A 24,264-nucleotide genomic window follows, 5' to 3' on the forward strand; every position below is an offset into this window, starting at 1 on the left:
AACTACTCTTCTACGATTGCACCCAACAAGTCGTATTCCATGCTGTCCGTGATATGCACTTTCACCATGTCGCCTGTTTTTGCTTCACCATCGTTGATCAAGACAACACCGTCGATGTCTGGAGCTTGACCCCAGAAACGACCTTGTAACAACAAATCCGTCTCTTCACTGAAACCTTCAACTAAAACTTCGATAGTTTTACCAACGAAGTCGCGATGTTTTTCGCGAGAAATGTTTTGTTGAATTTCCATCACAGCATCGTGACGGTATTGTTTTGTTTCTTCGTCGATCTGGTCTTCCATACGCCCGCCAGCAGTATTTTCTTCTGGTGAGTATTTGAAGCATCCAACACGGTCGAACTGTTGTTCCGCGATAAAGCCCAATAGCTCTTCAAACTGCTCGGCTGTTTCACCTGGGAAACCCACGATGAACTGAGTACGGATCACTGCATCTGGGATGTTCTCACGAATAGCTTGGAGAGCTGTTTCAATTTCTCCGCGAGTCATCTTGCGATTCATTTTTTTAAGAACTTCGTCGTTCACGTGTTGCAATGGCATGTCGAAGTACTTCACGATTTTTTTGCTATTCTTAATCACTTGAACCATCTCTGGAGTGATTCCATCTGGATACAAGTACATCAAGCGAATCCATTGAAGACCTTCAACTTGATCAAGTGCTTTCAACAATTCAACCGGACTGTCTTTGCGAGTTGGATCTTTGCGACGCAAATCCCAACCGTAGTCTGTGAAGTCATGGCTGATGATGATGACTTCTTTTACGCCGCCCGCGACAAGCAATTTTGCTTCGGCAACAACAGCCTCGATTGTACGAGATTGCAAGTTACCGCGGATCAAAGGAATCGCGCAGAACGCACAGCGCTTCATGCAACCTTCAGAGATCTTCAAATACGCGCGATGCCCTGGTTGAGAGTTCACGCGAGGCGTTTCTTCTTGTTGCAAGTATGTTGGCAAATTGAAGAAAGTCTTTTTTGTGTCGCCAGCGTCAGAGTTGCGCAAGATTTTTGCGATGTTTTGGAATTCACCCGAACCCACGAAAAGATCTGCTTCTGGCAAACCTTCAACGAGTTCATCTTTGTAGCGTTGAGTAAGGCAACCTGCGACCACAACTTTTTTAACTTTGCCTTCTTGCTTAAGTGCGCTCATCTCCAAAATTCTTTGGATAGATTCTTTTTTTGAATCTTCGATGAAACCACATGTGTTGACGATAACTGTGTCGGCTTCTTCCGCTTCACCAACAACGTTGTAACCATCTTTCATCAGCGTTCCAGCCATGATCTCGCTGTCGACTAGGTTTTTTGGGCAACCAAGGCTGATAAAGTGGACTTTACTGTTTTGAGTTGTAGTTTCTTGTTTCATAGTTCTGAGACCTGCGCACCTTTAGGTGGTTGATACTGGAATAGTTTATTATTAGCTTTCGATTTAAATTGAATGTCGCTGAACTTAATCGTCGTCAGATTTCCGATATCGTCTTTGTAAGACAATTCTTTGAGTTCAGATTTTTTCGTGTCGATTGAAAGATTCAAAGATTTCACCGTTAGGTCATTTCCTTTTGGTGCAACTTCGATGTTTCCGTTCTTATCGTCTTTAACAACTTTAAAATTCTTCTCAAGATCTTCACCCAACAAAGAAGCAATCAAGATTTGAGATTTTGTTTTCTTGTCGACTTTGCCTTTGGCTACTTGCGGTTCGCCGCCAAATTCTTTCGGTGGAACTTGCACACTCCAGATGGTTGAGCCATCAAACACCAACAATGTTTCTTCCGGCACCGTGTTTTCCCAACGGAACTTACCGTTCGCTAAAAAGATTTTTCCGCTGTGACGTGTTTCTTTACCCAAAAGTTCCGACTTTAATGTCTTTTCCACTTTCATTTCCACAAGCTTTGCAGAACGATAGTGTTTGCTGAGGGCTTTCAATGTCTTGTTGGGAGCTGCATGTGCCACCAGGGCAAAGCTCACGGACAAAAGTAAGAGCGTGATATTTCTAAGCATTCGGACCTTATAACAGATGCTTGGACGCTCCGCAAGAGAGCTTCCTCTGCGCAAGGACCCAGGTCTCAAAATGGGGTGGATAACCCAGGGCTTTGCGAGCCGCCCTTGCTGTAGAGCCTGTGGTGAGGATATCGTCGGCAAATATCCATAGCGTCGACTTGGTGACCCGCTCAAGGCCTGTATAATTTTCAATGAGCTGCAGGCTCATATTTTCTCGATCCATCACCGAAGCCTTCTTTTGCGCCTTGGGCGAGGCCTTTTCAAGACAGGGGGCAAAGTCAGCTCCGATTGATTCTGCCAGTGCTTTTCCCCATTCATAGGCATGATCCTTTTGCCCTTTTTTGGTTGGTGGCGCTGGCACCACCACACAATGCGCAGGTAGCTCCTGAAGTTTTCCTGCTAGTATTTTATAGGCTGCCCACCTCCACGTTTTCTGCCGCCCTCCCCCTTTCAACGACAGCAACCAGTACGATAGCAGATCGCTTTCTCCTGACACCCATGAATACAGAGTGCAGACCTTCATATCTTCTTTATAGAAACTAACCAGTCTTTCTTTAGAGTTTAGTGTTCGTAGGCATGGTTCACACAACGAGTGTCCGCTAACCCACAAGGATCCGCAATTCAGACAACAGGACATGTGCTCGTGAATATAATGCGCAAGCTTTCTCATGCAACAGGCACTATGCAATTTCTTTGACAGCATTCTGGAGTCTCGCAAAACTGATGGCGATATGAGGGGAGGAATGCATGCAAGCATTTCGCATATTACTTTTCAGCTTAGTTTTGTCATCAACTGCATTGGGTGCACGCATCGGACTTTCACCCCTTCGACTTGAACACGAAGATCATACGCAAGCTTCTTTCCGTATAAACGTCTTTACTCCTGCCGCCACCTCTCTCCCACAACGAATGAGCAAATCACTTAAGGATTTAGATATTCGCCAAATTCCAGATGTGGGATCTTATTCGGACCTTGAAAATAATTTTAAATATATTCGCGACCTACGCTTTATCGAAGACACTCGCCACGCCAATACTCTTCGTCGTCTGACGTGGCTTTATCCGGATGATGGCTGCTACGCCCGTGCGGAAATGGCCTCGCGAGCACTTGAAGACATTCACTTTGTGACGCCAAAGAAAATTTTTGTGTTCGGAAACTTGCGTGCTCGCACAAACAATACATCTTACGGTTACGTCACTTGGTGGTATCATGTTGCCGTCACTTATAGAGTCGGCAACACTGCTTACGTTTATGATCCTGCTATTGAACCAAAGGCGCCGATTACATTAGAAGCATGGAATGCAGCTGTCGGAGGGACAGCCACTCGTGTGACTTACGCTATCTGCGATCATAATACGTTTGATCCGAATATGGACTGCGTTCATCCCAACGGCCTTCCTCTTGATGAAGTTCTTCGTGAACAAACAAGCTTTCTTCCAGACGAATGGGAGCGCTTAGTGGATCTCAATCGTGATCCTGTTAAAGAACTTGGCGATTTCCCGCCGTGGTTGCAAAAATAGATTAATTTAACGGGTGCTCGTTAGATATTGTGATACGGAATTTTTTTAATAATTGTGAAGGCTCGATAAATTTGTTCGAGCCCCACCGCCTGAGCCATCAAGTGATTCATCACCATCGGCGAAAACGAAACTTTTAGATCGGCTCTTTTTCGCACTTCTTCATTCACTCCAAAGGCTCCGCCAATGACAAAGACCGCGCGCTTTTTGGAACTCCCTAAAATGCCTTCGACTTTCTTTGCGAATTGAAGCGAATCAAAAGAAGAACCCCTCTCGTCAAACAAAACAACGAAATCATCTTTGCTTAAGTTTTTTAGGAGGAGTTCGGATTCTTCGTTTCGCTTGTAATCTGCATCATCACGAGCAGATTTTTTGGCCTTCAAGGACTGAACCTCGAAGGGGACAAAAAACGAAATCTTTTTCTTATAGAGTTCTGTGACCTCATCAGCCCAAGCTTCTTTAGCGGTCGCAAGGTTCATCAGAACAAACTTCATAGCAGATCTAGTTATTGGCTTCTGGTTTGCCGATGTAAGGATCTTTCAAACCAAGATCTTTACCTTCACGCCACAAGTTCTCAAGGCTGTATTCTTGACGAACAAAATCGTAGAACACGTGAACGATCAATGAGCCGTAATCTACAAGAACCCATCGGCCTTCATCGATACCTTCCACACTTTGCGGAAGAACATTGTATTCTTCTTTAACCGCAATCACCACGTTCTCTGCCATTGCAGCTGCGTGACGAGTCGACGTACCAGATGCGATAACTGCGTACTCGCTTGGAGCAGATAGCTTCGTCAAATCGTAAGCTTTTACGTTGATCCCTTTTCTTGAGAACAAAACATTTGCGCAGAATTCAGAGAACTTTGTGAAGTCCCCGATGCGATCGCCCAAGTTACGATAGAGTTTGTGTTCTTTGATGTAAGATTCAACTGCAAGCGGAAGATATTTTTCTACTGGCTTACCAGTACGAAGCCACTTACGCACTTCGCTTGAAGACAATTCAACATCACGAAGAGTGATAAACTGAATGCTACGACCTGTAGTCAGCTCGATAAAGTTGAAATCAAACTCCGCAACAAGCGGCTTTAAGTAAGCAGGAACTTCTTCGGCACTCTCTGGCATATCGTAGCCAGGGCGAGTTGTAACAACCAAGTTCGCTTCAGCAAGAATCTTTTGATAGTCTTTCCATTGTGCAAGCTCTTCGAACTTATCGGCACCAACGATCAAATACAAATCAGACGCTTCGTATGCTTTACGAAGATTCATGATCGTGTCGATTGTGTAGCTCATGCCACCGCGCTTAAGCTCTTGGTCATCAACGATGTAAGTGTCGCCGTACTGGTTAAATGCCAAACGTGTCAGCTCAAGGCGTTGTTCAGCAGTTGGACCTTCCACTGGAGTCTTAAGAGGGTTTTGGGCAGCCGGTACAATGTGAACCTTTTCCAAGCCCAATTTTTTCGCCACAGTTTGGATGGCGTTGATATGTCCCATGTGTGGAGGGTTGAAACTGCCTCCGAATATTCCTACTTTCATTGTTCTTCCTCGGCCAAAATATGACGGCCCAATTCCGTAACAAATTCTTTTAGGTTCTTACCTGTTACGGCTGAAATAGCAAACGGCTCTGTGCCTGTCGCTTTTTTAAAATTAGCTTTGAGTTTGCTCAATTGATCTTCAGACAAAGCATCAATCTTGTTGAGCACCACGAGTTGTGGACGTGTTGAAAGTGGGAAGAAGCCCTCTTTCTCGACGTTGTTTTCGTCGTACATTTTTAGTTCGTAGTTGATGTCGACATAATCCTGCATAGGATCACGGCCCGACATACCTGAAGCATCCACAAGATGGATGAACAAACGAGTCCGTTCAATATGTTTTAAGAACTGAATACCAAGACCCACGCCTTCGTGTGCGCCTTTCACAAGACCCGGGATATCAGCAACAACAAATGAGCTGTAATCACCCAACTTCACCACACCCAAATTCGGAGTCAGCGTTGTGAACGGATAGTCTGCGATTTTTGGTTTCGCAGCTGAGATACGAGAGATCAATGTCGATTTACCCGCATTTGGGAAGCCGATGATGCCGACGTCTGCAATGAGTTTGAGTTCAAGTTTGATTTCAAGCTCTTCGCCTTCCTCGCCCGGTTGAGCATAGTCAGGAGCTTGATTGATACTGTTTTTGAAAAAGGTATTTCCTTTTCCGCCACGCCCACCTTTAAGCAGAACGTGTTCTTTGATGCCAGTCAGATCAACGATGATCTCACCTTCGGCATTACGTACGATTGTTCCTTCAGGAACGATCAACTCAAGATCTTCACCGTTTTGCCCTGAGCAATTGGCACCAGAACCAGGTTGACCACTACGAGCGGCGTAACGTTTGTTTTGTCTGATATCGACAAGAGAATTGATATGGCGAGAAGTGCGAATGATTACATCGCCGCCCTTACCGCCGTCGCCGCCGTCTGGTCCACCACGTGGCAAAAGAGACTCACGTCTAAAACTGACGCAGCCACCGCCACCGCGACCGGAGGCAATCGTGATATTTACTTCATCAATGAATTTCATTTTGGAATTCCACCTAAAATTTCAGTGGGATAGATCTATCACAAAAAAAGGAGCCTTGGACGGCTCCTTTTAAAAATTGAAAAAATGTTCTAGTGATCGAGACGAGAACTATTAAACAGCTTTTGCGTAAACGCTTACTTTGAAGCCTTCTTTAGAGAAGCGCTCAAATTTTACGTTACCTTCAATAACTGAATAGATCGTGTGATCGCGGCCCATTTTCACGTTGTTACCAAGGTGGAATTTTGTTCCACGTTGACGAACGATGATAGTTCCTGGAAGAACTTTTTCACCACCGAAACGTTTTACGCCTAAGCGTTTACTCTGTGAATCACGACCGTTCTTTGTACTACCACCGGCCTTCTTACTTGCCATGACGAACCTCTCTTAAAATGAAAAATTAATTACTTTTTAGAAGTTTTCTTAGCGGCTTTTTTCTTAGCGCCAGATTTAGTTGCTTTTTTAGCAGTTTTTTTCGCCGCTTTTTTAACAACTTTCTTTTTCGCTACTTTTTTAGCTGCTTTTTTAACAACTTCTTCGCCAGCAGATTTATTGCTTACACGTTCTTTACGAGCAGCTACGCGTGCAGTGTGAGCATCAGCGCGTTTTGCAGCTACGTCTACGACTTCTGCTTGACCTTCAGCTTTAGCAACTTTTCCATCTGGAGAAGTGATTGCTTTAACAAAAAGCTCAGTGAAATCTTGCTTGTGAGTAGCAAATTTTCTGTAACCTTGACGACGTTTCTTTTTGAAAACGATTTGTTTTTTAGTGCGTGCTTGTTTTGTTACAACAACAGTAACTTTAGCACCTTTAACAAGCGGCATACCAACGTGAGTGGACTCACCACCAACCAAGAGAACTTCGTTGATTTCGAATTCAGAGCCAAGTTTTTGCTCAAGTTGATCTACTTGAACTACGTCACCTGCTTGAACTTTATACTGCTTACCGCCAGTACGAATAATAGCGTACATGAATAACCTCCAGCCATCCGAATTAAGCCAAACGTAAATGCCACTTCGCACTAGGCTTTGTCAACCTAATACATGTTATTTTTTTCAGCATTTTAGGGAGAAGAAGAGGTTAGCCAAATCCAGGGACCTTGTCTATTAAAAAGGGGGCCTCGACCTATTTTCTGGAGTTCGACCGAACCCCAAATATTTCAATGGCTTAGCTGATTTTTTAAGCAGCCAGTTTAGTCAGATCAAGAAATCCCCTCATTTCCTTGGTCTGCCCGTGTCGATATCTCAACACAAAGTCATTTACCGAGTTCCGGAGATTTTCCAGGAAAAACTCCGTAATCGTTACATATATATGATGGCTCTATACAAAAAAGATCTCGTACTGCTCTAAGTGATAATTCGGTTCAATTTTGAAGGCTACAGAACGCTCTAACTTCTTTTCGATGCGCTCTAAGCTTTCGCCTTCGACTTCGTAGATCCAATCAACGACTTCGCTGTGGCAATGGACGACGACGTTGGTTTTTTTATTGATCAGCATGTCAGCATCGCGCTCAAGTTCGCGGAACATTTCGTTTGCGACCGTCGATTTGCGTTTGATGTAACCTTTGCCATCGCAGTACGAACACGGCTCGCAAAGAGTCTTGATCAAGCTTGGGCGAATGCGTTTACGAGTCATTTCTACAAGCCCCAACTGAGACATTGAAACGATGTTTGTGCGTGCGCGATCGCCTTGCAGCTCTTCAGCAAGGGCTTCCATCACTTTATCTCTGTGGGATTCTTTTTCCATATCGATAAAGTCGATAATGATAATACCACCGCAGTTACGAATGCGCAGTTGGTGCGCAATCTCGCGAACGGCCTCGAGATTGGTTTTCAGGATAGTATCTTCAAGATCTTTTTTTCCGACGAACTTACCTGTGTTCACGTCGATAACGACAAGCGCTTCTGCCTCGTCGATGACAATGTAACCGCCAGACTTTAACCAAATCTTTCTTTCCATCGAACGAGAGATTTCGATATCAATTTCATAGAGATCGAATAGAGGTTTTTTTTCTTCGTACAGAACAATGTTTTGCTTATATTTCGGCATGAACTGACTGACGAACTTCACAACTTTCTTGTGAACCTCAACATCGTCAACCCATACAGTTGCCACGTCCTCACTCATTAAATCGCGCAGAGCGCGCAGCTCGACATCGAGTTCTGTATGAACGTTGCCTGGTGTTTTTTTCTTTTCGTAGTTTTTGAAAATTTCTTTACTGAGGCGATCCAAATACTCGATGTCAGCTTTCAACATTTCTTCCGAAGCGCCGTCACCTGCGGTACGAACGATCACACCACCTGATGGATTGATTTTTTGAACCAGCTTGCGGAGACGCTCGCGCTCTTCCTCATCCTCAATGCGGCGAGAAATTCCCAAATGTCGAACCGTTGGCAAAAACACGACAAAGCGACCAGGTAAAGATAGGTGCGTTGTTAAGCGCGCACCTTTTGTTCCCAGTGGATCTTTTGCTACTTGAACGAGAATAGATTGGCCTTCCTTGAGCAAATCTTGGATGGGCGTTTTATTGTGGTGTGAAAGAGGCTTGTCTTCGTCGTTTTCGATTTCTAGAGGTTCTTCACGATCCACGTCGGATAAGAAATTATCGTCGACGTCCTCGCGAATATCGCCGACGTACAGGAACGCCGCTTTATCTAGACCAATGTCTACAAAGGCCGCTTGCATGCCTGGAAGTACGCGAATCACTGTGCCACGATGAATCGACCCGACCAAAGTAGGAGAGGTTTTGCGCTCAATCTTCAAATCCGACAATATGCCACCGTCTACATAGGCAACACGAGTTTCTTGTGGTCGAACATTGATGAGAATTTCAGCTGACATTTCTGCAACCTTTCCTTGGGCGCGGGCGAGAATGAGAAGGCCCTCTTAGTTCCATAGTCCAGAAACAAGACCGAGCGCAATTAATATTTAAACATGAGAGCACATTCAGCCGAAAAGGTCACTGTATTAGCACCTTTAGGAGAACGAAATGGCTACAATCGACGAACTGTTTAAACTCATGGTCGACCAAGGCGCTTCTGACCTTCACGTCACAAGCGGTGCTCCCCCGTATTTGCGTTTGCACGGAAATATGGTGCCACTCAACTATCGTGAACTTTCAAATCAAGATGTTCAAGGTTTGATCTTCGAAATTCTTTCTGAAAAACAGAAAAAAGCCTTCGTTGAAAAGTGGGAACTCGATTTCGCTTATACACTTCAAGGCATCGGCCGTTTCCGTTGCAATATCTTTATGCAGCGTAAAGGTTTGGGCGCCGTATTTCGTATTATTCCTGAAAAAATTAAAACGGCGCAAGAGCTCGGATTGCCACCTGCAGTCTTGGACATGATCGATTGTGATCGCGGACTCATTCTTGTAACAGGTCCAACAGGTTCCGGTAAATCGACGACGCTTGCTGCGATGATGCATCAAATTAACATGACTCGTGAGACTCACATTTTGACGGTTGAAGATCCAATCGAGTTCGTTCATCCGAATTTGAAGTCCCTCGTCAATCAACGTGAAGTGGGAAGTCATACCAAGAGCTTTGCCAATGCGCTTAAAGCCGCGCTCCGTGAAGACCCAGATATCATGCTCGTGGGTGAGATGCGTGACCTTGAAACGATCTCACTTGCCCTGACAGCGGCGGAAACAGGTCACATCGTTTTTGCGACACTTCATACAAACAGTGCCGCTAAAACCATCGACCGTATCATTGACGTTTTCCCAGCGGGACAGCAGCAACAGATTCGCACGATGCTTGCTGAGTCTTTGCGTGGAGTTGTCGCACAAACGCTGTTCACTCGCGCTGACGGACAAGGCCGCGTGGCTGCTTACGAAATTATGAGAAACACGAAAGCCATCTCGAACTTGATTCGGGAAGGTAAAGTGCATCAGATTCCTTCAGCTATTCAAACCGGATCTAGCTCAGGCATGATTCTCTTTGAAAAATACATCGAGGATCTTGTTAAAAAAGGAAAGGTTTCTGCCAACGATGCAAAAACCTTCTTGGGATCTACCGGCGGTGGCGATACCACAATTCAGCAGACGATTGCTGCAAAAACCAAAGTCGGCTAAAAGTCGAACTGATACGATATAACAACGGGAGCCTTCGCATTTGCGAGGGCTCTTTTATTTTTCATCTGATCTTCAAATGACTGTGAAATGTCGTAACTTCCTTGTGGCGGTCGCGAAGAATCGTAAACGAGATAACCTGCCCCTGCCAACAATCCAAGCAACGCTCCCGTAGAAATGTTCTCGGTATGCTCTTCTGGATCACCGTAAAAAGAGAGTGTTGAGAGGCCGAGAACCGCTCCTCCCAGAGTCGAAAACAGAATCGTCGCAACTCCCCTCTTGAAACTTTTTCCGGATTGTTGTGATTGCTGAGCCAGACTCACGGATGAATGTCCAATTGTCAGGGCAATAAGAATGAGAGTTGTCCACTTTCTGAGGGTCATATTGCCTCCTGCAATATTATGCGATAGCTTCTGTTATTTAAACACTATGAGGTTCCCCGTGCAACTAAGTCATTATATCGATCACACACTTCTAAAGCCCGACGCGCAGCTTTCGCACATCGAAAAGCTTTGCAACGAGGCGAAAGAGCATTCTTTCGCAAGTGTTTGCGTGAATACGTCGTACGTAAAGACGTGCGCTGACCTTTTACGTGATTCTTCGGTGAAGGTTTGCTGTGTCGTGGGTTTCCCACTGGGTGCAATGGACACGAATTCCAAAGCATTTGAAACTCAAACAGCTATTTTGAATGGCGCAAATGAAGTCGATATGGTCGTGAACATCGGAGCACTCAAAGATCGTCGCCTTGACGTGGTTTTCACGGACATTCGCGCTGTCGTCGAGGCTGCTCAAGGGAACACGGTTAAAGTTATTATTGAAACAGCGCTCTTGTCACAAGATGAAAAAGTTCTCGCTTGCCAAGCTTCACTCAACGCCGGCGCACACTTTGTTAAAACATGCACGGGCTTTAACGGCGGTGGTGCGACGGTTGAAGACGTGCAGCTCATGAAATCTGTTGTCGGCGACAAGCTTGAAGTCAAAGCGTCTGGCGGTATCAAAACAAAAGAACAGGCAATTGCGCTTATTCAAGCAGGCGCAACTCGTTTGGGCACAAGCTCGGGAGTTGCTTTAGTTCAAGGTCAAAATGTTCAAGGTGGTTACTAATGTCTTTTCTTCCTGCCGAAATCATCAAAGCAAAACGCAATGGTCAGGCTTTATCTTATGAGGATATTAACGAATTTATTTTAGGTTATGCTCGCGGAACGATTCCCGATTATCAAATGTCGGCATTGTTAATGGCGATTTTTTTTCGTGGCATGACGAAAGAGGAAACTCTTTCGCTCACAAAAGCCATGCTTCACTCTGGTGAAGTTGTCGATTTCTCGTCTGTTGCAGGATTTAAAGTTGATAAGCATTCAACTGGCGGTGTTGGCGATAAAACAAGTTTAATTCTAGGTCCTATCGTTGCAGCAGCCGGTGTTCCAGTTCCGATGATTTCAGGTCGCGGCTTGGGTCACACAGGTGGAACACTGGATAAGCTTGAGTCCATTCCAGGATTTAATCCACAAAAGTCTCTTGAGGAGTTTGTCGAGCTTGTTCGTAAGCACTTGATTTGCTTTATCGGCCAAACGAAAGAAATCTGTCCTGCGGATAAAAAAATCTACGCACTTCGTGATGTGACCGCGACTGTTGAAAGTTTGCCGCTTATCTGTGCTTCAATCATGTCGAAAAAATTAGCTGAGGGTGTTGATGGGCTTGTGCTAGATGTGAAGTACGGCTCTGGAGCCTTTATGAAGACAGCCGCCCTTGCTGAAGAGCTCGCCGTGAATTTGATGGCGATTGCTCAGGGTTACGGTAAAAAAGTGACGGCACTTATCACACAAATGGATCAACCACTCGGACGATACGCGGGAAACTCTCTAGAAGTTGAAGAGTGTGTTGCAATTATGAAAAACCAAAAATTCGTCGGCCCCCACGGGTATGATCTTTACGAAGACACGCGTGAGTTGAGCTTGCAACTTTCTGCTCACATGTTGTTCTTGGCTGGCAAGGGTTCTACGGTTGAAGAGTCTTACAAAATTGCAAATGATATGCTGGTTTCAGGTAAGGCTTATGCAAAATTTGAAGAGCTTTGCAAAATTCATGGTGGTAATTTAGCAGCGCTTCCAAAACCCAAACATTCCGTCGTGATTAAAGCGGAAAAGCATGGCTTTGTTGAAGCTTTCAATACTGAAGGAATTGGTATTGCAGGCATTATCATTAAAGCGGGACGCGCTCAGACGACAGACATTATTGCGCCAACAGCAGGCATTGAATTCCACGCGAAAATTGGTGATGAAGTAAAAGAGGGAGACGCACTTTTCACTCTGTACGGAGACGATAAGGATCTGCTGCAATCAGCCGTGCCTATGCTTCGCTCATCACTCACTATTTCCTTGCAAAAAATTGCGAAGCCTAGTTTGATACTCAAGACTTTGAGCTAATACTCGAGGAAAAAAGGGAGAGATTTTGGTACTCAACAAGTTACAAGAAACAGTTAGCTACATCCGCACAAAAACTTCGGCAAAACCGAAAATTGGTGTGGTATTGGGTTCTGGTCTTGGAGCTTTCGTGAAAGACGTTGAGATCGAAGCAACTCTTCCTTACAAAGAAATTCCTCACTTCTCTCCACCTACGGTGGAGGGGCACTCAGGCAATTTGATTTTCGGAAAAGTAGATGGTCAATCCATCGCAATCCTGCAAGGTCGCAATCACTATTACGAAGGCCACAGCATGGAGTCCGTCGTTTTCCCAACGAGAACTTTGGCTATGCTTGGTGTTGAGACTTTGATTTTGACGAACTCTGCCGGTGGCTTTGGTGAGAACATGAAAGCCGGCGAATTTATGATCATCGAAGATCATATCAATTTGATGGGCACAAATCCTCTAATGGGACCAAACATCAAAGAACTCGGCCCTCGTTTCCCTGATATGACTGAAGCTTACGACAAGCGCTTGGTTCAAATCATGGAACAAGTGCTTCAGAAGCAAGGCACTCCTTATCACAAAGGTATCTACTGCGGTGTAAGCGGTCCTACTTATGAAACTCCAGCTGAAGTACGATATTTGAAACTTATTGGCGGCAAAGCTGTGGGTATGAGTACGGTTCCAGAAAGTATTGCGGCTAACCATTTAGGTTTGCGTGTTGCGGCCTTGAGCTGTATCACGAATTTGGCTGCAGGTATTTCTCAGCAGAAGCTATCTCATGATGAGGTCACGGAGACTGCAAAACGCGTTGAGCTGCAATTTAGCTCATTCCTACGCGAATTCATCGGCGCTATTTAGTCCAGTTCATTACAAGCATACTGTTAAATTATAGATAAATTTTCATCTATTTATAAAACAGGACTGTATTTAACAACTGCCAAAACCGATCAATCGAACATGAAAAACTTTAAGCTTTATTTCATGTTTATTATAACTTTGGGATTTGTGCTTTCTTGTGCTCCAGAAAAGAAAACTGCTGCTTTAGAGAGCCCCTCCACTGATTCCGATCAGTTTCCTTCTGTGGACTCACCGCTATACGTACAGTTCTCAACTCGGTGGGAATCCGATGATGATGGAGACTATACTGTCCATGGTCTCTGTTCTATCGACTCGCTCGCACCGGTCGGCACCGTCGACAATACTTGTACGGTCGCGATTCCTGAAGCGCAGCTTTATTTTAGCGATCTTCGGTTTACGGTTGGTACGCATGGAAACTCAGGCTGTTCTCAAATAGTATTTTCTCCTTATTACTATAGAAGAACAAATAGCTCCGCATTTACGAATCCAGGGTCTACCGAAGAAACCAACTGCGATAAAAACCATGCAGATTGGGATGGGGATAAGGCAAAATGCTATGGTGGAGCTGCTCCGGCAATGATTCCTAGTTTTCCAGTAAACAAAGGCTCTTACTTTTTGACATTTCTTACTCTGGCCGATCACTATATTCTTCCAGCAGAAAATACAACGCGCTGGTATCAAGGGTTCGAAGCAGCAAACTTAGCTGCCGCCAATGATTTGACGGATCGGGCAACTGTTATAAATACAGGAGTAAGACAACACACGGCTGAAGAATTCGAAGACTATCAGGTTGAATGCCGCAACCTTTGGGGTGAAACCCTCTACCGTATTGAATTTAAAGTTAAAGACGAAGATTTGGATGAAGATCCGTCTAATCCCGCTGGAGATCAATTTACAGATTGGGACAAGCCTTAAATTGACCTTGGAAAGAAAAAGGCGAGCTTTGTGGGCTCGCCTTTTTTGTTTTAGATTGTTTCTGCGATTTCTTTGGAAATGCGGATTTTGCTGCCGTCACTGAGTGTGCGGGTGACGTCGATGTCGATCTGAACTTTTTCGCCTGACTTGAAGTATTCTTTCATGTCAGAGCTGCTTACGCCCAGCGTGCTCAGTGGAATCATGTACTGGCCTTGAGCATCTGCTTTCAGTGACGTGCGTGAGATCGTTTTATTGCTGATTGTCTTTTTCATTCCCAACCAGTTTTTACGTGTGAACGTAATCTCATACTTCGTCACAACGCTGGCGTATTGCAAAGTTGCATCTTTCAGCACAAGTTGCGCTTTTGAACTGCTGCCAGTGATGCGCGCTGAAATATTGCTTGAACTTTTCAATGCCGCTTTATCAACTAGCATTTCAATAGGTTGTGCCAACTCGAAGTTCACCGTGCCTTCATCGATGACTTCTTTACCAATACGCTGAACTTTCAAGATAACTTCGTATTTAGCAGTCGGATTCCAGTTTAAAGCAAGAGTGCCACTCACCTCACGTTGAGAGATCGCACGAGATTCAGTTTCAGCAACTACACGTTTTGTGTCAGCTTCACGTACCTGCAAGATATGCGTGCTCTTGATACGTGGGAACAAAGCATTGTCATAAAAGCGGTAGCTCAAACCATCGCGAGTCGCGATTGCTTGGAAGTTCTGCAATGTCTTCTCTTTCAAATCACCTGCGGCAAAGCGCGGTACTTGAGAAAGAACAATTGTGATCTTATCAGCCGTTACTTTTTTGTCCGACACTAAGTAGCCAAATACTGTGGTAACTGGAGTTACTTTGACGTCTGGGTTTTTCTCCTCACCCATCAATTCGATTTTGAATTGTTCTTGCTCCCCTGCTAGCAACTCTGTTCCCTGTGGGAATTGGATTTCAACAGATGTATTCCATTGGTGATCGAACACGTCTTTGTAACGAGTCACGCAGCATCTTGTTTCGCTTCTATAGCGAGTCACAGTGCGAGTGCGCGCTTCTTGGCGATAACGAGTCACCGTGCGAGTTCTAGTAACGGGGCGAGTTTTACGAACGTTTTCGTAACCGCAGCGCTGTCTTGTCACAGGAACGTTGTTACAAACGTATTCCGTGTGGCAGCTTGGTGGACGCGGTTCGGGACGTGATGGTGGAGTGTAGCCTCCGCCACCACCACCGTGGCTTGGTGGTTCTGGTCTTGGACTTGGACGACCTGGATGTGGTTCATAAGGAGCTGGGCCTGTACCTGGCGGGCGTTCCCGGAACGGGATCAACTTGTCAGTTGGAAGAGCATAGTTACAACGTTGTTCATTGTGACACTGACGTTCATACTCTGTATATGTATCGCAGCGGTATTCGCTGTCGTAATATTCTTCGTAGTCTGTATATGTCTCGGTGGTTTGATATGGAATATCGACGTAATACGTTTCTTCCACATCATAAGGAACTTGTTCCTCATAAGTATCTTGATACGGCTCTTGACGATAAATATTTTTCTGCAGTTTAGTCTGCAGAACTAAGGCATCTTTACTTGAACGAGTGAGCGTTTGTTTCGCGTTCTCACTCGGCTCGGCGTGGGCTGAGATCGCAACAAGCAGTGACATGAGGATCATGCCTGTCCTTTTTATTGATTGAAGCTGGTGCATTTTTATTTCCCCCTATTATGAAAACCTGTCGATGCCTCGCTTAAGCAAGGACAATGCCACCGGTTTTGGTGTCAGGTCGCCCGCCGCGCTGCGTTTTTCTGTCTCGGAGATTGTTTAAGGTCGTGAAAAGGAAATGAAAGCTCTGACAGGGTTGCTCGAACCATGCGTAGCACCAATCCAGATTGGATCAAGGCCACGGGATATTGGAAGAAAAGTTAGAATGCTTTTTTTACGTAGGCTTTTGTTACCTTCAAAACAAGAGCCTGCATCTCCTGCAGTTGCGTATATTTTTTGGCCCTGTTGGTTTCGTAACTTTCATAATCTACGTCTCTTGGTCTTGTCGCGTGTTCACATCTAAACAACAGCGATGACTCTTCTAACGTTTTAGGGTTTCGATACTGAATGTCGCTGAGGGCGTCTACCATCGCATATTGCCAAGTTGGATAGATAAAATAATCACAGTTAAATTCCGAGTCATAATCCGACGTCGCTATAACATCTGCATAAAAATAAACTTTTCCGTATTTCAACATCTGCTCGCTAAAATTTGGTCGTCTGTATTGTGGATTTACAGATTTGTACTTGCTTTGATCACAGTTCTTAATCGCACAATCAATAATATCTCCGACCAGAATATTCGTTGGAACGAACGTCCACGCCGAATCCATTTTTTCAAACATCAATACGGCTAACCCTGTCGAGAGCGATCTGGCGACGTAACGTAAAAGAGGGCTTAACCTTTCTCCCGTGATGTTTTGATAAGATGGACCTTGAATAGAACTCCCGTAGACAACTAAAAAATGTTCTTCGTCGAATCTTGATGACTCAATCATTTGCGCAAGGGCCGTATGGATCTCGATAATTCTTGGATCCAGTTTTTTAAAATCGGTAAGAGAGGCTTGAGCCGCAGCAATGGATCCTTTTTCGCGTACGATCTGATTCCAAACTTGATCGCTATGATGGCTGAGCTCTTGAAGTGCCTGGAAATTAAATAATGACGTCTGCGAAATTTCTTTGCCAACGCTGACTACTCTTGGCTCCGCATGGCCAGTCGCGCTCATCAAAAAAATTGCCACCAGTAAAATCAGCTGTTTCATCTTCACCTCTGGCTCACTTTACCTTAGCCCATCGTCGTGAGAGCAAAGATCGTCTAACAACCTTGAGCTGCAATCCCCATACTTGCTAAGCCCCCAATAAAACGATGTAAATCGACTTTAGCCGTCTAAAGTTTTTACACAGGTCCGGTATTGGCCTCAGCAAGGTCTAGTTTCGGCAATTTCAGCTCAATCTGAGACATATAATAACCGAATAGCTAACCGACAGTGGGTCAACCGCGTGTCCCGTAATTAAGGACCAGGATGGCCCGCATGAGGAGTGAACATGGATGTTCAAAAGATACTCTCGGCGGTAGCAATCATCTTTGCATTATCAGCTTGTAGCTACAAAAAATCAGCCGAATCTGTTTTCCCAGGGAAAAGTGGCGCCGATGCAGCCGCTTGTTTGGGGCAGGCAATTCAGACACGTTTCATTGTTGAGTGGGAAGATGGAAAATTCACTGTTGAAAAATCCTCTTCTGCTGACAAGTTTGAAAAAGAATTTATCGTTCCAAAGTTAAATGAAATTCGTTTCGTTCAGTACGATCGCACTTTCCAAGTTGAAACGGCGAAGGAAGTTCGTGCCTCTGGCTATTCCGATAGCTGGGGTCAACAGATGATCAAGGCTGATACTTTGTGGGCGCAAGGCATTTACGGTCAAAATATCAAAGTTGGAGTTGTCGACTCTTATGTCGATACATCTCATCCGCAAATTCGTCCTCGCATTGCCGTTAATGCCGCGGAAATTCCTGGCAATGGAATTGATGATGATGGCAACGGAGTTGTCGATGACTATTACGGCGCAAGATTTGTTTCGACTCCTGGCACAAATCCGACGACAAGTTCGCATGGAACACACGTCACCGGAATTATTGCTGCTGATCCAAATTACGGAGACATTCAAGGTGTTGCTCCCCAATCACAAATTATTCCTGCACAATTTATTTCTGATGATGGTCGCGGAACATTGGGTGATGCAATTCTAGCGATGCAGTATGCGGTCAGTCGTGGTGCTCGCATCATCAATGCTTCATGGGGTGGTTCACCTTGTGATACGAGTTTGAAAAATGCGTTTGTGAGCTTGCAAGATCGCGGGATACTTGTCGTCGTCGCCGCAGGTAACGAGGGGACCGACATCGATGTGTCTCCAACTTTCCCAGCCGCCTTCAACGTTGGAACTCAAATCACGGTTGCTGCCTCTTCAAGAATGGATTTCATGACTTACTGGTCGAACAGTGGATTTAATCTTGTGCATGTCGCGGCTCCTGGTGAAGACATCCTTAGTACGGTTCCTAACAATGGAACTGCTTACATGGATGGCACAAGTATGGCTGCTCCGATGGTGAGTGGTGCGGCCGCTCTGTTAATGAGTGCGCGACCGACCGCAACAGCAGTGCAAGTTAAACAGGCAATTTTGCAATCTGTAGATGTAACTTCGGGGCATCAGTTTAAAGTAAATACTCGAGGAAGAATTAACGTGCAAAAGGCCCTCGAAGTTTTGACTCGCTTAGTCCCTTAATCTTAATAAAACAGACAACTTAACGCAGGGCAGTTGATATGCTCTGCGTCTCTTCTTTTTGATGCTTCCTAAAACCCTCGTTGGTAAAAATAGAGCTCCCTTACTAACGGGTATTAAAAAGGAATCTTATGGCATCAGAAGTGACACAAGGACTTCAGGCAAAACTTGCTGACCTGGAGAAAAGAAATGAAGCAGCCATGGCAGGCGGAGGAGCTTCACGTATTGCCAAACACAAACAAGGTGGCCGCCTCACCGCTCGCGAACGCCTCGACATTTTGGTCGATCCAGGCAGCTTTGTTGAGATGGATCGTTTTGTAACTCATCGTTCAACTAACTTCGGTATGGATAAAAACGTTGTACCAGGTGATGGCGTTATCACGGGTTACGGACGTATCAACGGAAAACTTGTCTACGTTGCTTCTCAAGACTTCACTGTTATTGGTGGATCAATGTCTCGCACTCAAGCGAACAAAATCTGCAAAGTGATGGACCTTGCGATTAAAAACGGCGCGCCTTTTATTTCTCTCAATGACTCGGGTGGTGCTCGCATCCAAGAAGGTATCGAAGCTCTTGGTGGTTACGCAGATATTTTCACTCGTAACACAATGGCCTCAGGTCTTGTTCCGCAAATCACAGCTATCATGGGCCCGTGCGCGGGTGGTGCAGTTTACTCTCCATCTATCACGGACTTTATCTTCATGGTTAAAAATACGAGCTACATGTTCGTAACTGGCCCTGATGTTATTAAAACAGTGACTCATGAAGATGTGACGAAAGAAGAGCTTGGTGGCGCTTCGACTCACTCTGAAAAATCAGGTGTGGCTCACTTCGCAGCTGAAGATGACAAGCATTGCTTGTTGTTGATCCGCGAATTGATGAACTTCCTTCCTTCAAACAACTTGGATGATGCTCCTGTTTTGACGAACTCAGACCGTCCGGATCGTTTGACTGAAGCATTGAACACAATGATTCCGGAGAATCCTAAGAAGCCTTACGACATGCACGGAGTGATCACGGAGTGCGTGGATGAGGGTTACTTCTTAGAAGTTCACAACAACTACGCTCAAAACATCATCGTAGGTTTTGCTCGTTTCAATGGCCGCCCTGTCGGCGTTGTTGCAAATCAGCCAAGCGTTTTAGCAGGTTGCTTGAACATTGAAGCTTCTCGTAAAGCTGCTCGTTTTATCCGCTTCTGTGATGCTTTCAATATTCCGATCGTATCGTTCGTTGACGTTCCTGGTTTCTTGCCTGGTAAAGATCAGGAATGGAACGGCATCATCACTCACGGTGCAAAATTGTTGTATGCCTACGCTGAAGCGACTGTACCTAAGATTACTATTATCACTCGTAAAGCTTACGGTGGTGCTTACATCGTCATGGGTTCTAAGTTGTTGCGTTCTGACGTGAACTTGGCCTACCCGTCTGCGGAAATCGCAGTAATGGGCGCTGATGGCGCGGTTAACATTATCTTCAGAGAAGAAATCAACAAAGCTAAAGATCCAGCAGCTGAGCGCGCACGTTTGACTGCTGAGTACGAAAACAAATTCAGCAATCCGTATGTGTCTGCTGAGCTTGGTTACACAGATGAAGTTATCGAGCCAGCATTGACTCGTAAACGCATCATCGACTCTCTTGAGATGTTGAAACATAAACGCGATATCACTCCGGCTAAAAAGCACGGAAATATTCCACTCTAAGGGGCGAACATGGCAGTATTTAAAAAAATCCTGATCGCCAATCGTGGAGAAATCGCTATCCGTATCACTCGCGCTTGCCGTGAGTTGGGTATCGGATCAGTAGCGGTTTTCTCAGACGCAGATCGCGACAGCTTGCATGTTTTCTTGGCGGATGAGGCTTATCACATTGGGCCTTCTCCTTCTAAAGAGAGCTACTTGAACTATAAGAAAATCATCGAAGTCGCGCAAATCGCAGGAGCGGATGCCATCCATCCCGGTTACGGCTTCCTTTCAGAGAACACAATGTTTGCAAGAGCCTGCAAAGAAGCAGGCATTACCTTCATCGGTCCAACAGTTGAAAACATCGAAGCAATGGGAGACAAAATCTCTGCAAAATCTTTGATGAAGAAAGCTGGCGTTCCAACTGTTCCTGGTAGTGACGGTGGTGTTGAAGACGTTGAAACTGCAAAAAAGATCGCTGAAAAAATCGGTCTTCCAATCATCATCAAAGCTTCTGCCGGTGGTGGCGGTAAAGGGATGCGCATTGTTCGTAAGATGGATGAGCTTGAAAGTGCGTTCCGTGCTTGCCGCTCTGAAGGTCAAAACTATTTCGCGGATCCAACTGTTTACATCGAAAAATTCATTAACGATCCAAAACACATCGAGATCCAAGTTTTCGGTGATACTCACGGTAACCACGTTCATTTGTTTGAACGGGAATGCTCTGTGCAACGTCGTAATCAAAAGATCATCGAAGAGTCTCCGTCACCTTCTGTGCCGCAAGAAGTTCGTTTGCGCATGGGTGAGGTTTCTGTTCAAGCCGTTCGTCAGATTAAGTACGTGGGTGCTGGAACAATTGAGTTTATCTTTGATAACACGACAAAAGATTTCTACTTCATGGAGATGAACACTCGTTTGCAAGTTGAACATCCGATCACTGAGATTGTGACGGGTTTTGACTTGGTTAAAGAGCAAATCAACGTGGCAGCCGGAAAACCGTTGTCGTTTAAACAATCTGATATCAAACAAAAAGGTCACGCGATTGAAGCACGTATCTGTGCTGAGGATCCTATCACTTATAAACCGCATCCTGGTGTGATTCGCGCCTGCCGCCATCCACAAGGACCGTTTATGCGTGTGGATTCTTACGCGTACCCTGGCTATGAAGTTCCTATCTATTACGATCCAATGATTGCGAAAGTAATCACTTGGGGCGAAACACGTGAAGAAGCGATTGATCGCATGCAACGTGCTCTGGCTGAATTCGTTTTGACGGGAATTAAATCGAATATCGTTCTTCATAAAACGATTTTGGATCACCCAAAATTCCGCGATGGTTCTTATACAACTCAGTTCATTGAAAAGAACTTTGAGGTGATCGAACCACAAATGTTTAAGCAAGTTGAAGATCCGGTATTCTTAATTGCTGCTGCGATCACTGCTTACAACGACAGAAAATCCAAGGATGTGCGTCAGCTGAACTACACATCAAACTGGAAACGTATCAGCAGAAAACTTCAATTGAGGACCTAGCAGATGTATTTTGAAGCAGAGCTGAAAGGCCAAAAATACAAAGTAGACGTAACTGAACAACGCAACTCTTGGAAGGTTTCTTTCCAACAAGAGGGTAAAGACTGGGTTCACTACGACATTTCTAAACGCGATTACAAGCAAGCTGAGCAGTACATCAGTTTCCTTTTCGAAGGGAAATCTTACCTGATTGACGTGATCGGGCAAGATACTGAATACACAGTGTTTACTCGTAACTCATTCCGCGCGATCAAAGTATTCAATGATGAAATGCTATTGCACGAATCATTGAAAAAAGGCGGCGGCATGAGCGGCGGCCAAGATTTGAAATCCGGTATGCCAGGTAAAATCATCGAGATCTTCTGTAAAGAAGGCGACATCGTGAAAGCGAATAAGCCGTTGCTAATCATGGAAGCGATGAAGATGGAAAACGAAATGCGCGCTACTCGCGATGTAAAAATCAAAGAGATCAAAGTGAAGCAGGGCGATTCTGTAGAATCCGGTGCGGTTCTGATTAAATTTGAAGAGCCTTAAAAAATTTAAGGGGACTGCAAAGTCCCCTTTTTTATTGCTCGATTTCGCAATCCACAACTTTTTCCAAACTCAGAGACTATTCGCGTTCGTTGACGGCGAAGGCTTCTTCGCGTTTGCGTTCGAAGATGCCGACGATAACGACAGAGGCTTCGAAAAGAACCCACATTGGTGCGAGCATCATGACCATGCTGAGGAGATCAGGTGGCGTGATAATCGCAGAAATCACTGCAAGAGTCATAACGGCGTAGCGGCGATTTTTTCTTAAGAAAGACTGACTGACGATTCCCATCATGCCGAGAATCACGATGATCAGTGGTAACTCAAAAGCCGCCCCGAACATCAAACACATTTGCGTGAAGAAGCCTAAGTACTGATCGATTGAGATCATTGGCTTATCAACATCTCCACCGAAATGCATAAGGAAATTAAAAGCCATTGGCAAAGCAATGAAGTATGAAAACGCTGCACCTAAAAGAAACAGTCCTGTTCCAGCGAAAATAAAACCAAAAGTATAACGGCGTTCGCGTTGATAAAGACCAGGAGCTACGAACTTCCAAACTTGATACAACCAGAAAGGACAGGAAATAATCACACCAAACACGAACGACAACTTGATGTGCGCCATGAACTTATCAAGAGGGCCGGTGTAAATCAGACCGCCGCCTGGCAAGTGCGGAGCAATCGGCGCTCTTACGAAATTAAAAATATGATCGCTGAATCCATAACAAATGCCTGTCGCAATTAAAAGAATATACACGCTGTAAATCAAGCGCGTACGCAACTCTGCCAAGTGTTCATAAAGAGATTGGGCTTTAGAGTCTAATTCTTCGCGATTCATGAGTGATTGTGACCGTCTGGTTTGGATTTATCACCGGAAGTTTGATCTGTGAGCTCAAGTTGATCCGGTGTGGATTCAATTTGTTCTTCAGCAACTTCACCATGATGTTGAACAGGATCCGGCGTGTGCGGATTTCTGTTTTCAAAAATTTCAAGCTTGTCTAATTTGTCGAAGCCCGCTTGTTGTTTGAGTTCGTCACCTAAAACATTCGTGCTGCGTTTGAGTTCATTAAGGAAGCGACCTAAAGTGCGAGCCAATTCCGGCAGCTCTTTGGGGCCGATAACGATGAGAGCTAGAACTCCCAGGAAAATGATCTCTGACATTCCTAAACCGAACATGGTCGCAGAATAGTGGAATCAGCCTTGCTTGCCAAGCTTTACTTGGTCTTGTGGCAACGTCAAAACACCCATTTCGACTAGTTTTTCTCGAGCTAACTCTGAACCCGTCCTCATATATCGATCATAGAGGCGAAGTATACCTTGGTCGCTCTTCACAAAGGACTGTTGGCTGATATAAGTAAGCACCTCGACGAAGTCGAGGAAGCGATTGCTAAACTCCCCGTAAACCTTTGCCAGCGTGTCTTCGCGCGTACAATGCGCCAGTGAAGCATAGGCCGCCCCACCGATATCCGCGTAATAGTCGATATCTACGATCTTGCGCTGCAAAGAATCTCCAAAAAAGCCGCTGATATAAAGAGCGCGGTCTGCTAGACGGCGAAGCATTTCTGCTCGAACTGCCGGCTCAGCATTTTGCGCTATGAGAAAGTTTTCTGCCAAAGTCTGTGGGTTCTTTGTCCCGTCTTCAGAAGAATAAGTCGCATCAAAAAGATTTCGGGCATCGAGATAGTGCTGCAAAAGATTCACGAGATAATTCTGAACAAAGGGATAGGTTTGAACCTTCCTTTGCGTGAGCCCGTTTTGAACGAGCTCCTGGAAATAGTCCTGGGGACTTGCGAATAATTCCAATGTGGGTGTCGACTTTTCCCTCATGCTTCCATTTTAACAAAATGAGACCCAGATTCGGTTAATTGTTTTTTAAAAACCTGGT

The 24,264-nt window shown here is 45.0% G+C and carries 25 protein-coding genes; 10 read left to right on the forward strand and 15 right to left on the reverse strand.

Annotated features, from left to right (window positions below):
- Positions 1-2: 2 nt before the first annotated feature.
- From rimO to ACLWOR_RS06745, 3 genes are read right to left on the reverse strand one after another with little or no spacing between them, the layout of a single operon-like run.
- On the reverse strand, positions 3-1,376 hold the full coding sequence (gene rimO, locus ACLWOR_RS06735; protein ID WP_413939924.1) for a 30S ribosomal protein S12 methylthiotransferase RimO: 1,374 nt from the start codon (positions 1,374-1,376) through the stop codon (positions 3-5).
- Entirely contained in the window at positions 1,373-2,008 is a 636-nt protein-coding gene (locus ACLWOR_RS06740) for a LolA family protein (protein WP_413939925.1), read from the reverse strand. Before ACLWOR_RS06740 ends, rimO begins: the two co-directional genes overlap by 4 nt.
- Positions 2,009-2,015: 7 nt before the next feature.
- Complete coding sequence (locus tag ACLWOR_RS06745) at positions 2,016-2,531, reverse strand: hypothetical protein (RefSeq protein WP_413939926.1); 516 nt, start codon at positions 2,529-2,531, stop codon at positions 2,016-2,018.
- A 224-nt stretch (positions 2,532-2,755) separates the two neighbouring features.
- On the opposite strand from ACLWOR_RS06745, the gene ACLWOR_RS06750 reads away from it, so the two are divergent.
- Positions 2,756-3,529 (forward strand): protein-glutamine glutaminase family protein, encoded by a 774-nt coding sequence (locus tag ACLWOR_RS06750; RefSeq protein WP_413939928.1) that lies wholly within the window; start codon positions 2,756-2,758, stop codon positions 3,527-3,529.
- A 20-nt stretch (positions 3,530-3,549) separates the two neighbouring features.
- Here the strand turns inward: ACLWOR_RS06750 and ACLWOR_RS06755 are convergent, their stop codons facing one another.
- The 6 genes from ACLWOR_RS06755 to ACLWOR_RS06780 all read right to left on the reverse strand — a co-directional run bounded on the left by ACLWOR_RS06755 (position 3,550) and on the right by ACLWOR_RS06780 (position 8,928).
- The gene (locus ACLWOR_RS06755) at positions 3,550-4,020 is read right to left on the reverse strand and encodes a 23S rRNA (pseudouridine(1915)-N(3))-methyltransferase RlmH (RefSeq protein ID WP_413939929.1); all 471 of its coding nucleotides are present in this window, start codon (positions 4,018-4,020) and stop codon (positions 3,550-3,552) included.
- A gap of 7 nt (positions 4,021-4,027) precedes the next feature.
- Positions 4,028-5,062, reverse strand: a complete 1,035-nt coding sequence (gene nadD, locus ACLWOR_RS06760) for a nicotinate (nicotinamide) nucleotide adenylyltransferase (protein ID WP_413939930.1) — start codon at positions 5,060-5,062, stop codon at positions 4,028-4,030.
- Positions 5,059-6,090, reverse strand: coding sequence for a GTPase ObgE (obgE, locus tag ACLWOR_RS06765; protein ID WP_413939931.1), 1,032 nt, complete (start codon positions 6,088-6,090; stop codon positions 5,059-5,061). Before obgE ends, nadD begins: the two co-directional genes overlap by 4 nt.
- Before the next feature lie 111 nt (positions 6,091-6,201).
- Complete coding sequence (gene rpmA / locus ACLWOR_RS06770; RefSeq protein WP_413939932.1) at positions 6,202-6,462, reverse strand: 50S ribosomal protein L27; 261 nt, start codon at positions 6,460-6,462, stop codon at positions 6,202-6,204.
- Positions 6,463-6,491: 29 nt separating this feature from the next.
- The gene (gene rplU / locus ACLWOR_RS06775; RefSeq protein WP_413939933.1) at positions 6,492-7,058 is read right to left on the reverse strand and encodes a 50S ribosomal protein L21; all 567 of its coding nucleotides are present in this window, start codon (positions 7,056-7,058) and stop codon (positions 6,492-6,494) included.
- A 349-nt stretch (positions 7,059-7,407) separates the two neighbouring features.
- Positions 7,408-8,928, reverse strand: a complete 1,521-nt coding sequence (locus ACLWOR_RS06780) for an Rne/Rng family ribonuclease (RefSeq protein WP_413939934.1) — start codon at positions 8,926-8,928, stop codon at positions 7,408-7,410.
- A gap of 148 nt (positions 8,929-9,076) precedes the next feature.
- On the opposite strand from ACLWOR_RS06780, the gene ACLWOR_RS06785 reads away from it, so the two are divergent.
- A complete protein-coding gene (locus ACLWOR_RS06785; protein ID WP_413939935.1) occupies positions 9,077-10,162 on the forward strand; it encodes a type IV pilus twitching motility protein PilT in 1,086 nt (361 codons plus the stop codon).
- On the opposite strand, the gene ACLWOR_RS06790 is transcribed toward ACLWOR_RS06785, so the two are convergent.
- Positions 10,159-10,542, reverse strand: coding sequence for a hypothetical protein (locus tag ACLWOR_RS06790; protein ID WP_413939937.1), 384 nt, complete (start codon positions 10,540-10,542; stop codon positions 10,159-10,161). The genes ACLWOR_RS06785 and ACLWOR_RS06790 overlap by 4 nt on opposite strands.
- A gap of 46 nt (positions 10,543-10,588) precedes the next feature.
- Between ACLWOR_RS06790 and deoC the strand changes: the two genes are divergently transcribed.
- The 4 genes from deoC to ACLWOR_RS06810 all read left to right on the forward strand — a co-directional run bounded on the left by deoC (position 10,589) and on the right by ACLWOR_RS06810 (position 14,338).
- Positions 10,589-11,263, forward strand: coding sequence for a deoxyribose-phosphate aldolase (deoC, locus tag ACLWOR_RS06795; RefSeq protein WP_413939938.1), 675 nt, complete (start codon positions 10,589-10,591; stop codon positions 11,261-11,263).
- Positions 11,263-12,582: a thymidine phosphorylase gene (locus ACLWOR_RS06800; RefSeq protein WP_413939939.1), complete on the forward strand. Its 1,320-nt coding sequence runs from the start codon at positions 11,263-11,265 to the stop codon at positions 12,580-12,582. The genes deoC and ACLWOR_RS06800 overlap by 1 nt, the downstream gene beginning before the upstream one ends.
- Before the next feature lie 25 nt (positions 12,583-12,607).
- Entirely contained in the window at positions 12,608-13,423 is an 816-nt protein-coding gene (locus ACLWOR_RS06805) for a purine-nucleoside phosphorylase (RefSeq protein ID WP_413939940.1), read from the forward strand.
- Positions 13,424-13,522: 99 nt separating this feature from the next.
- Positions 13,523-14,338 (forward strand): hypothetical protein, encoded by an 816-nt coding sequence (locus tag ACLWOR_RS06810; protein WP_413939941.1) that lies wholly within the window; start codon positions 13,523-13,525, stop codon positions 14,336-14,338.
- A 50-nt stretch (positions 14,339-14,388) separates the two neighbouring features.
- Here ACLWOR_RS06810 and ACLWOR_RS06815 read toward each other — a convergent pair whose 3' ends face one another.
- Together ACLWOR_RS06815 and ACLWOR_RS06820 are read right to left on the reverse strand one after the other, a co-directional pair.
- Positions 14,389-15,993, reverse strand: a complete 1,605-nt coding sequence (locus tag ACLWOR_RS06815; RefSeq protein ID WP_413939942.1) for a hypothetical protein — start codon at positions 15,991-15,993, stop codon at positions 14,389-14,391.
- Positions 15,994-16,241: 248 nt separating this feature from the next.
- Positions 16,242-17,123, reverse strand: a complete 882-nt coding sequence (locus tag ACLWOR_RS06820; protein WP_413939943.1) for a hypothetical protein — start codon at positions 17,121-17,123, stop codon at positions 16,242-16,244.
- Positions 17,124-17,406: 283 nt separating this feature from the next.
- Between ACLWOR_RS06820 and ACLWOR_RS06825 the strand changes: the two genes are divergently transcribed.
- From ACLWOR_RS06825 to ACLWOR_RS06840, 4 genes are all read left to right on the forward strand, one after another.
- Positions 17,407-18,639 (forward strand): S8 family peptidase, encoded by a 1,233-nt coding sequence (locus ACLWOR_RS06825; protein WP_413939944.1) that lies wholly within the window; start codon positions 17,407-17,409, stop codon positions 18,637-18,639.
- A gap of 128 nt (positions 18,640-18,767) precedes the next feature.
- Complete coding sequence (locus tag ACLWOR_RS06830; RefSeq protein WP_413939945.1) at positions 18,768-20,336, forward strand: acyl-CoA carboxylase subunit beta; 1,569 nt, start codon at positions 18,768-18,770, stop codon at positions 20,334-20,336.
- Between the two features lie 9 nt (positions 20,337-20,345).
- Entirely contained in the window at positions 20,346-21,848 is a 1,503-nt protein-coding gene (gene accC, locus ACLWOR_RS06835; protein WP_413939947.1) for an acetyl-CoA carboxylase biotin carboxylase subunit, read from the forward strand.
- A gap of 3 nt (positions 21,849-21,851) precedes the next feature.
- Positions 21,852-22,379 carry an acetyl-CoA carboxylase biotin carboxyl carrier protein subunit gene (locus ACLWOR_RS06840; protein WP_413939948.1) on the forward strand — a complete coding sequence of 176 codons (528 nt, stop codon included), beginning with the start codon at positions 21,852-21,854 and terminating at the stop codon, positions 22,377-22,379.
- A gap of 76 nt (positions 22,380-22,455) precedes the next feature.
- Here ACLWOR_RS06840 and tatC read toward each other — a convergent pair whose 3' ends face one another.
- The 3 genes from tatC to ACLWOR_RS06855 are packed head-to-tail and all read right to left on the reverse strand — an operon-like array spanning position 22,456 to position 24,206.
- Entirely contained in the window at positions 22,456-23,217 is a 762-nt protein-coding gene (gene tatC, locus ACLWOR_RS06845) for a twin-arginine translocase subunit TatC (protein WP_413939949.1), read from the reverse strand.
- Positions 23,214-23,555 (reverse strand): twin-arginine translocase TatA/TatE family subunit, encoded by a 342-nt coding sequence (locus ACLWOR_RS06850; RefSeq protein ID WP_413939950.1) that lies wholly within the window; start codon positions 23,553-23,555, stop codon positions 23,214-23,216. The genes tatC and ACLWOR_RS06850 overlap by 4 nt, the downstream gene beginning before the upstream one ends.
- 18 nt (positions 23,556-23,573) lie before the next feature.
- Positions 23,574-24,206: a hypothetical protein gene (locus tag ACLWOR_RS06855; RefSeq protein ID WP_413939951.1), complete on the reverse strand. Its 633-nt coding sequence runs from the start codon at positions 24,204-24,206 to the stop codon at positions 23,574-23,576.
- Positions 24,207-24,264 lie beyond the last annotated feature (58 nt).

Source organism: Bdellovibrio sp. HCB2-146 (assembly GCF_047345725.1).
In the GTDB taxonomy this organism is placed as follows: domain Bacteria; phylum Bdellovibrionota; class Bdellovibrionia; order Bdellovibrionales; family Bdellovibrionaceae; genus Bdellovibrio.

What these genes read in the sequence shown, in the direction of transcription:
- rimO (WP_413939924.1), bottom strand. Translation starts at nt 1,376, where the DNA reads ATGAAACAAGAAACTACAACTCAAAACAGTAAAGTCCACTTTATCAGC.
- ACLWOR_RS06740 (WP_413939925.1), bottom strand. Translation starts at nt 2,008, where the DNA reads ATGCTTAGAAATATCACGCTCTTACTTTTGTCCGTGAGCTTTGCCCTG.
- ACLWOR_RS06745 (WP_413939926.1), bottom strand. Translation starts at nt 2,531, where the DNA reads ATGAAGGTCTGCACTCTGTATTCATGGGTGTCAGGAGAAAGCGATCTG.
- ACLWOR_RS06750 (WP_413939928.1), top strand. Translation starts at nt 2,756, where the DNA reads ATGCAAGCATTTCGCATATTACTTTTCAGCTTAGTTTTGTCATCAACT.
- ACLWOR_RS06755 (WP_413939929.1), bottom strand. Translation starts at nt 4,020, where the DNA reads ATGAAGTTTGTTCTGATGAACCTTGCGACCGCTAAAGAAGCTTGGGCT.
- nadD (WP_413939930.1), bottom strand. Translation starts at nt 5,062, where the DNA reads ATGAAAGTAGGAATATTCGGAGGCAGTTTCAACCCTCCACACATGGGA.
- obgE (WP_413939931.1), bottom strand. Translation starts at nt 6,090, where the DNA reads ATGAAATTCATTGATGAAGTAAATATCACGATTGCCTCCGGTCGCGGT.
- rpmA (WP_413939932.1), bottom strand. Translation starts at nt 6,462, where the DNA reads ATGGCAAGTAAGAAGGCCGGTGGTAGTACAAAGAACGGTCGTGATTCA.
- rplU (WP_413939933.1), bottom strand. Translation starts at nt 7,058, where the DNA reads ATGTACGCTATTATTCGTACTGGCGGTAAGCAGTATAAAGTTCAAGCA.
- ACLWOR_RS06780 (WP_413939934.1), bottom strand. Translation starts at nt 8,928, where the DNA reads ATGTCAGCTGAAATTCTCATCAATGTTCGACCACAAGAAACTCGTGTT.
- ACLWOR_RS06785 (WP_413939935.1), top strand. Translation starts at nt 9,077, where the DNA reads ATGGCTACAATCGACGAACTGTTTAAACTCATGGTCGACCAAGGCGCT.
- ACLWOR_RS06790 (WP_413939937.1), bottom strand. Translation starts at nt 10,542, where the DNA reads ATGACCCTCAGAAAGTGGACAACTCTCATTCTTATTGCCCTGACAATT.
- deoC (WP_413939938.1), top strand. Translation starts at nt 10,589, where the DNA reads ATGAGGTTCCCCGTGCAACTAAGTCATTATATCGATCACACACTTCTA.
- ACLWOR_RS06800 (WP_413939939.1), top strand. Translation starts at nt 11,263, where the DNA reads ATGTCTTTTCTTCCTGCCGAAATCATCAAAGCAAAACGCAATGGTCAG.
- ACLWOR_RS06810 (WP_413939941.1), top strand. Translation starts at nt 13,523, where the DNA reads ATGAAAAACTTTAAGCTTTATTTCATGTTTATTATAACTTTGGGATTT.
- ACLWOR_RS06815 (WP_413939942.1), bottom strand. Translation starts at nt 15,993, where the DNA reads ATGATCCTCATGTCACTGCTTGTTGCGATCTCAGCCCACGCCGAGCCG.
- ACLWOR_RS06820 (WP_413939943.1), bottom strand. Translation starts at nt 17,123, where the DNA reads ATGAAACAGCTGATTTTACTGGTGGCAATTTTTTTGATGAGCGCGACT.
- ACLWOR_RS06825 (WP_413939944.1), top strand. Translation starts at nt 17,407, where the DNA reads ATGGATGTTCAAAAGATACTCTCGGCGGTAGCAATCATCTTTGCATTA.
- ACLWOR_RS06830 (WP_413939945.1), top strand. Translation starts at nt 18,768, where the DNA reads ATGGCATCAGAAGTGACACAAGGACTTCAGGCAAAACTTGCTGACCTG.
- accC (WP_413939947.1), top strand. Translation starts at nt 20,346, where the DNA reads ATGGCAGTATTTAAAAAAATCCTGATCGCCAATCGTGGAGAAATCGCT.
- ACLWOR_RS06840 (WP_413939948.1), top strand. Translation starts at nt 21,852, where the DNA reads ATGTATTTTGAAGCAGAGCTGAAAGGCCAAAAATACAAAGTAGACGTA.
- tatC (WP_413939949.1), bottom strand. Translation starts at nt 23,217, where the DNA reads ATGAATCGCGAAGAATTAGACTCTAAAGCCCAATCTCTTTATGAACAC.
- ACLWOR_RS06850 (WP_413939950.1), bottom strand. Translation starts at nt 23,555, where the DNA reads ATGTTCGGTTTAGGAATGTCAGAGATCATTTTCCTGGGAGTTCTAGCT.
- ACLWOR_RS06855 (WP_413939951.1), bottom strand. Translation starts at nt 24,206, where the DNA reads ATGAGGGAAAAGTCGACACCCACATTGGAATTATTCGCAAGTCCCCAG.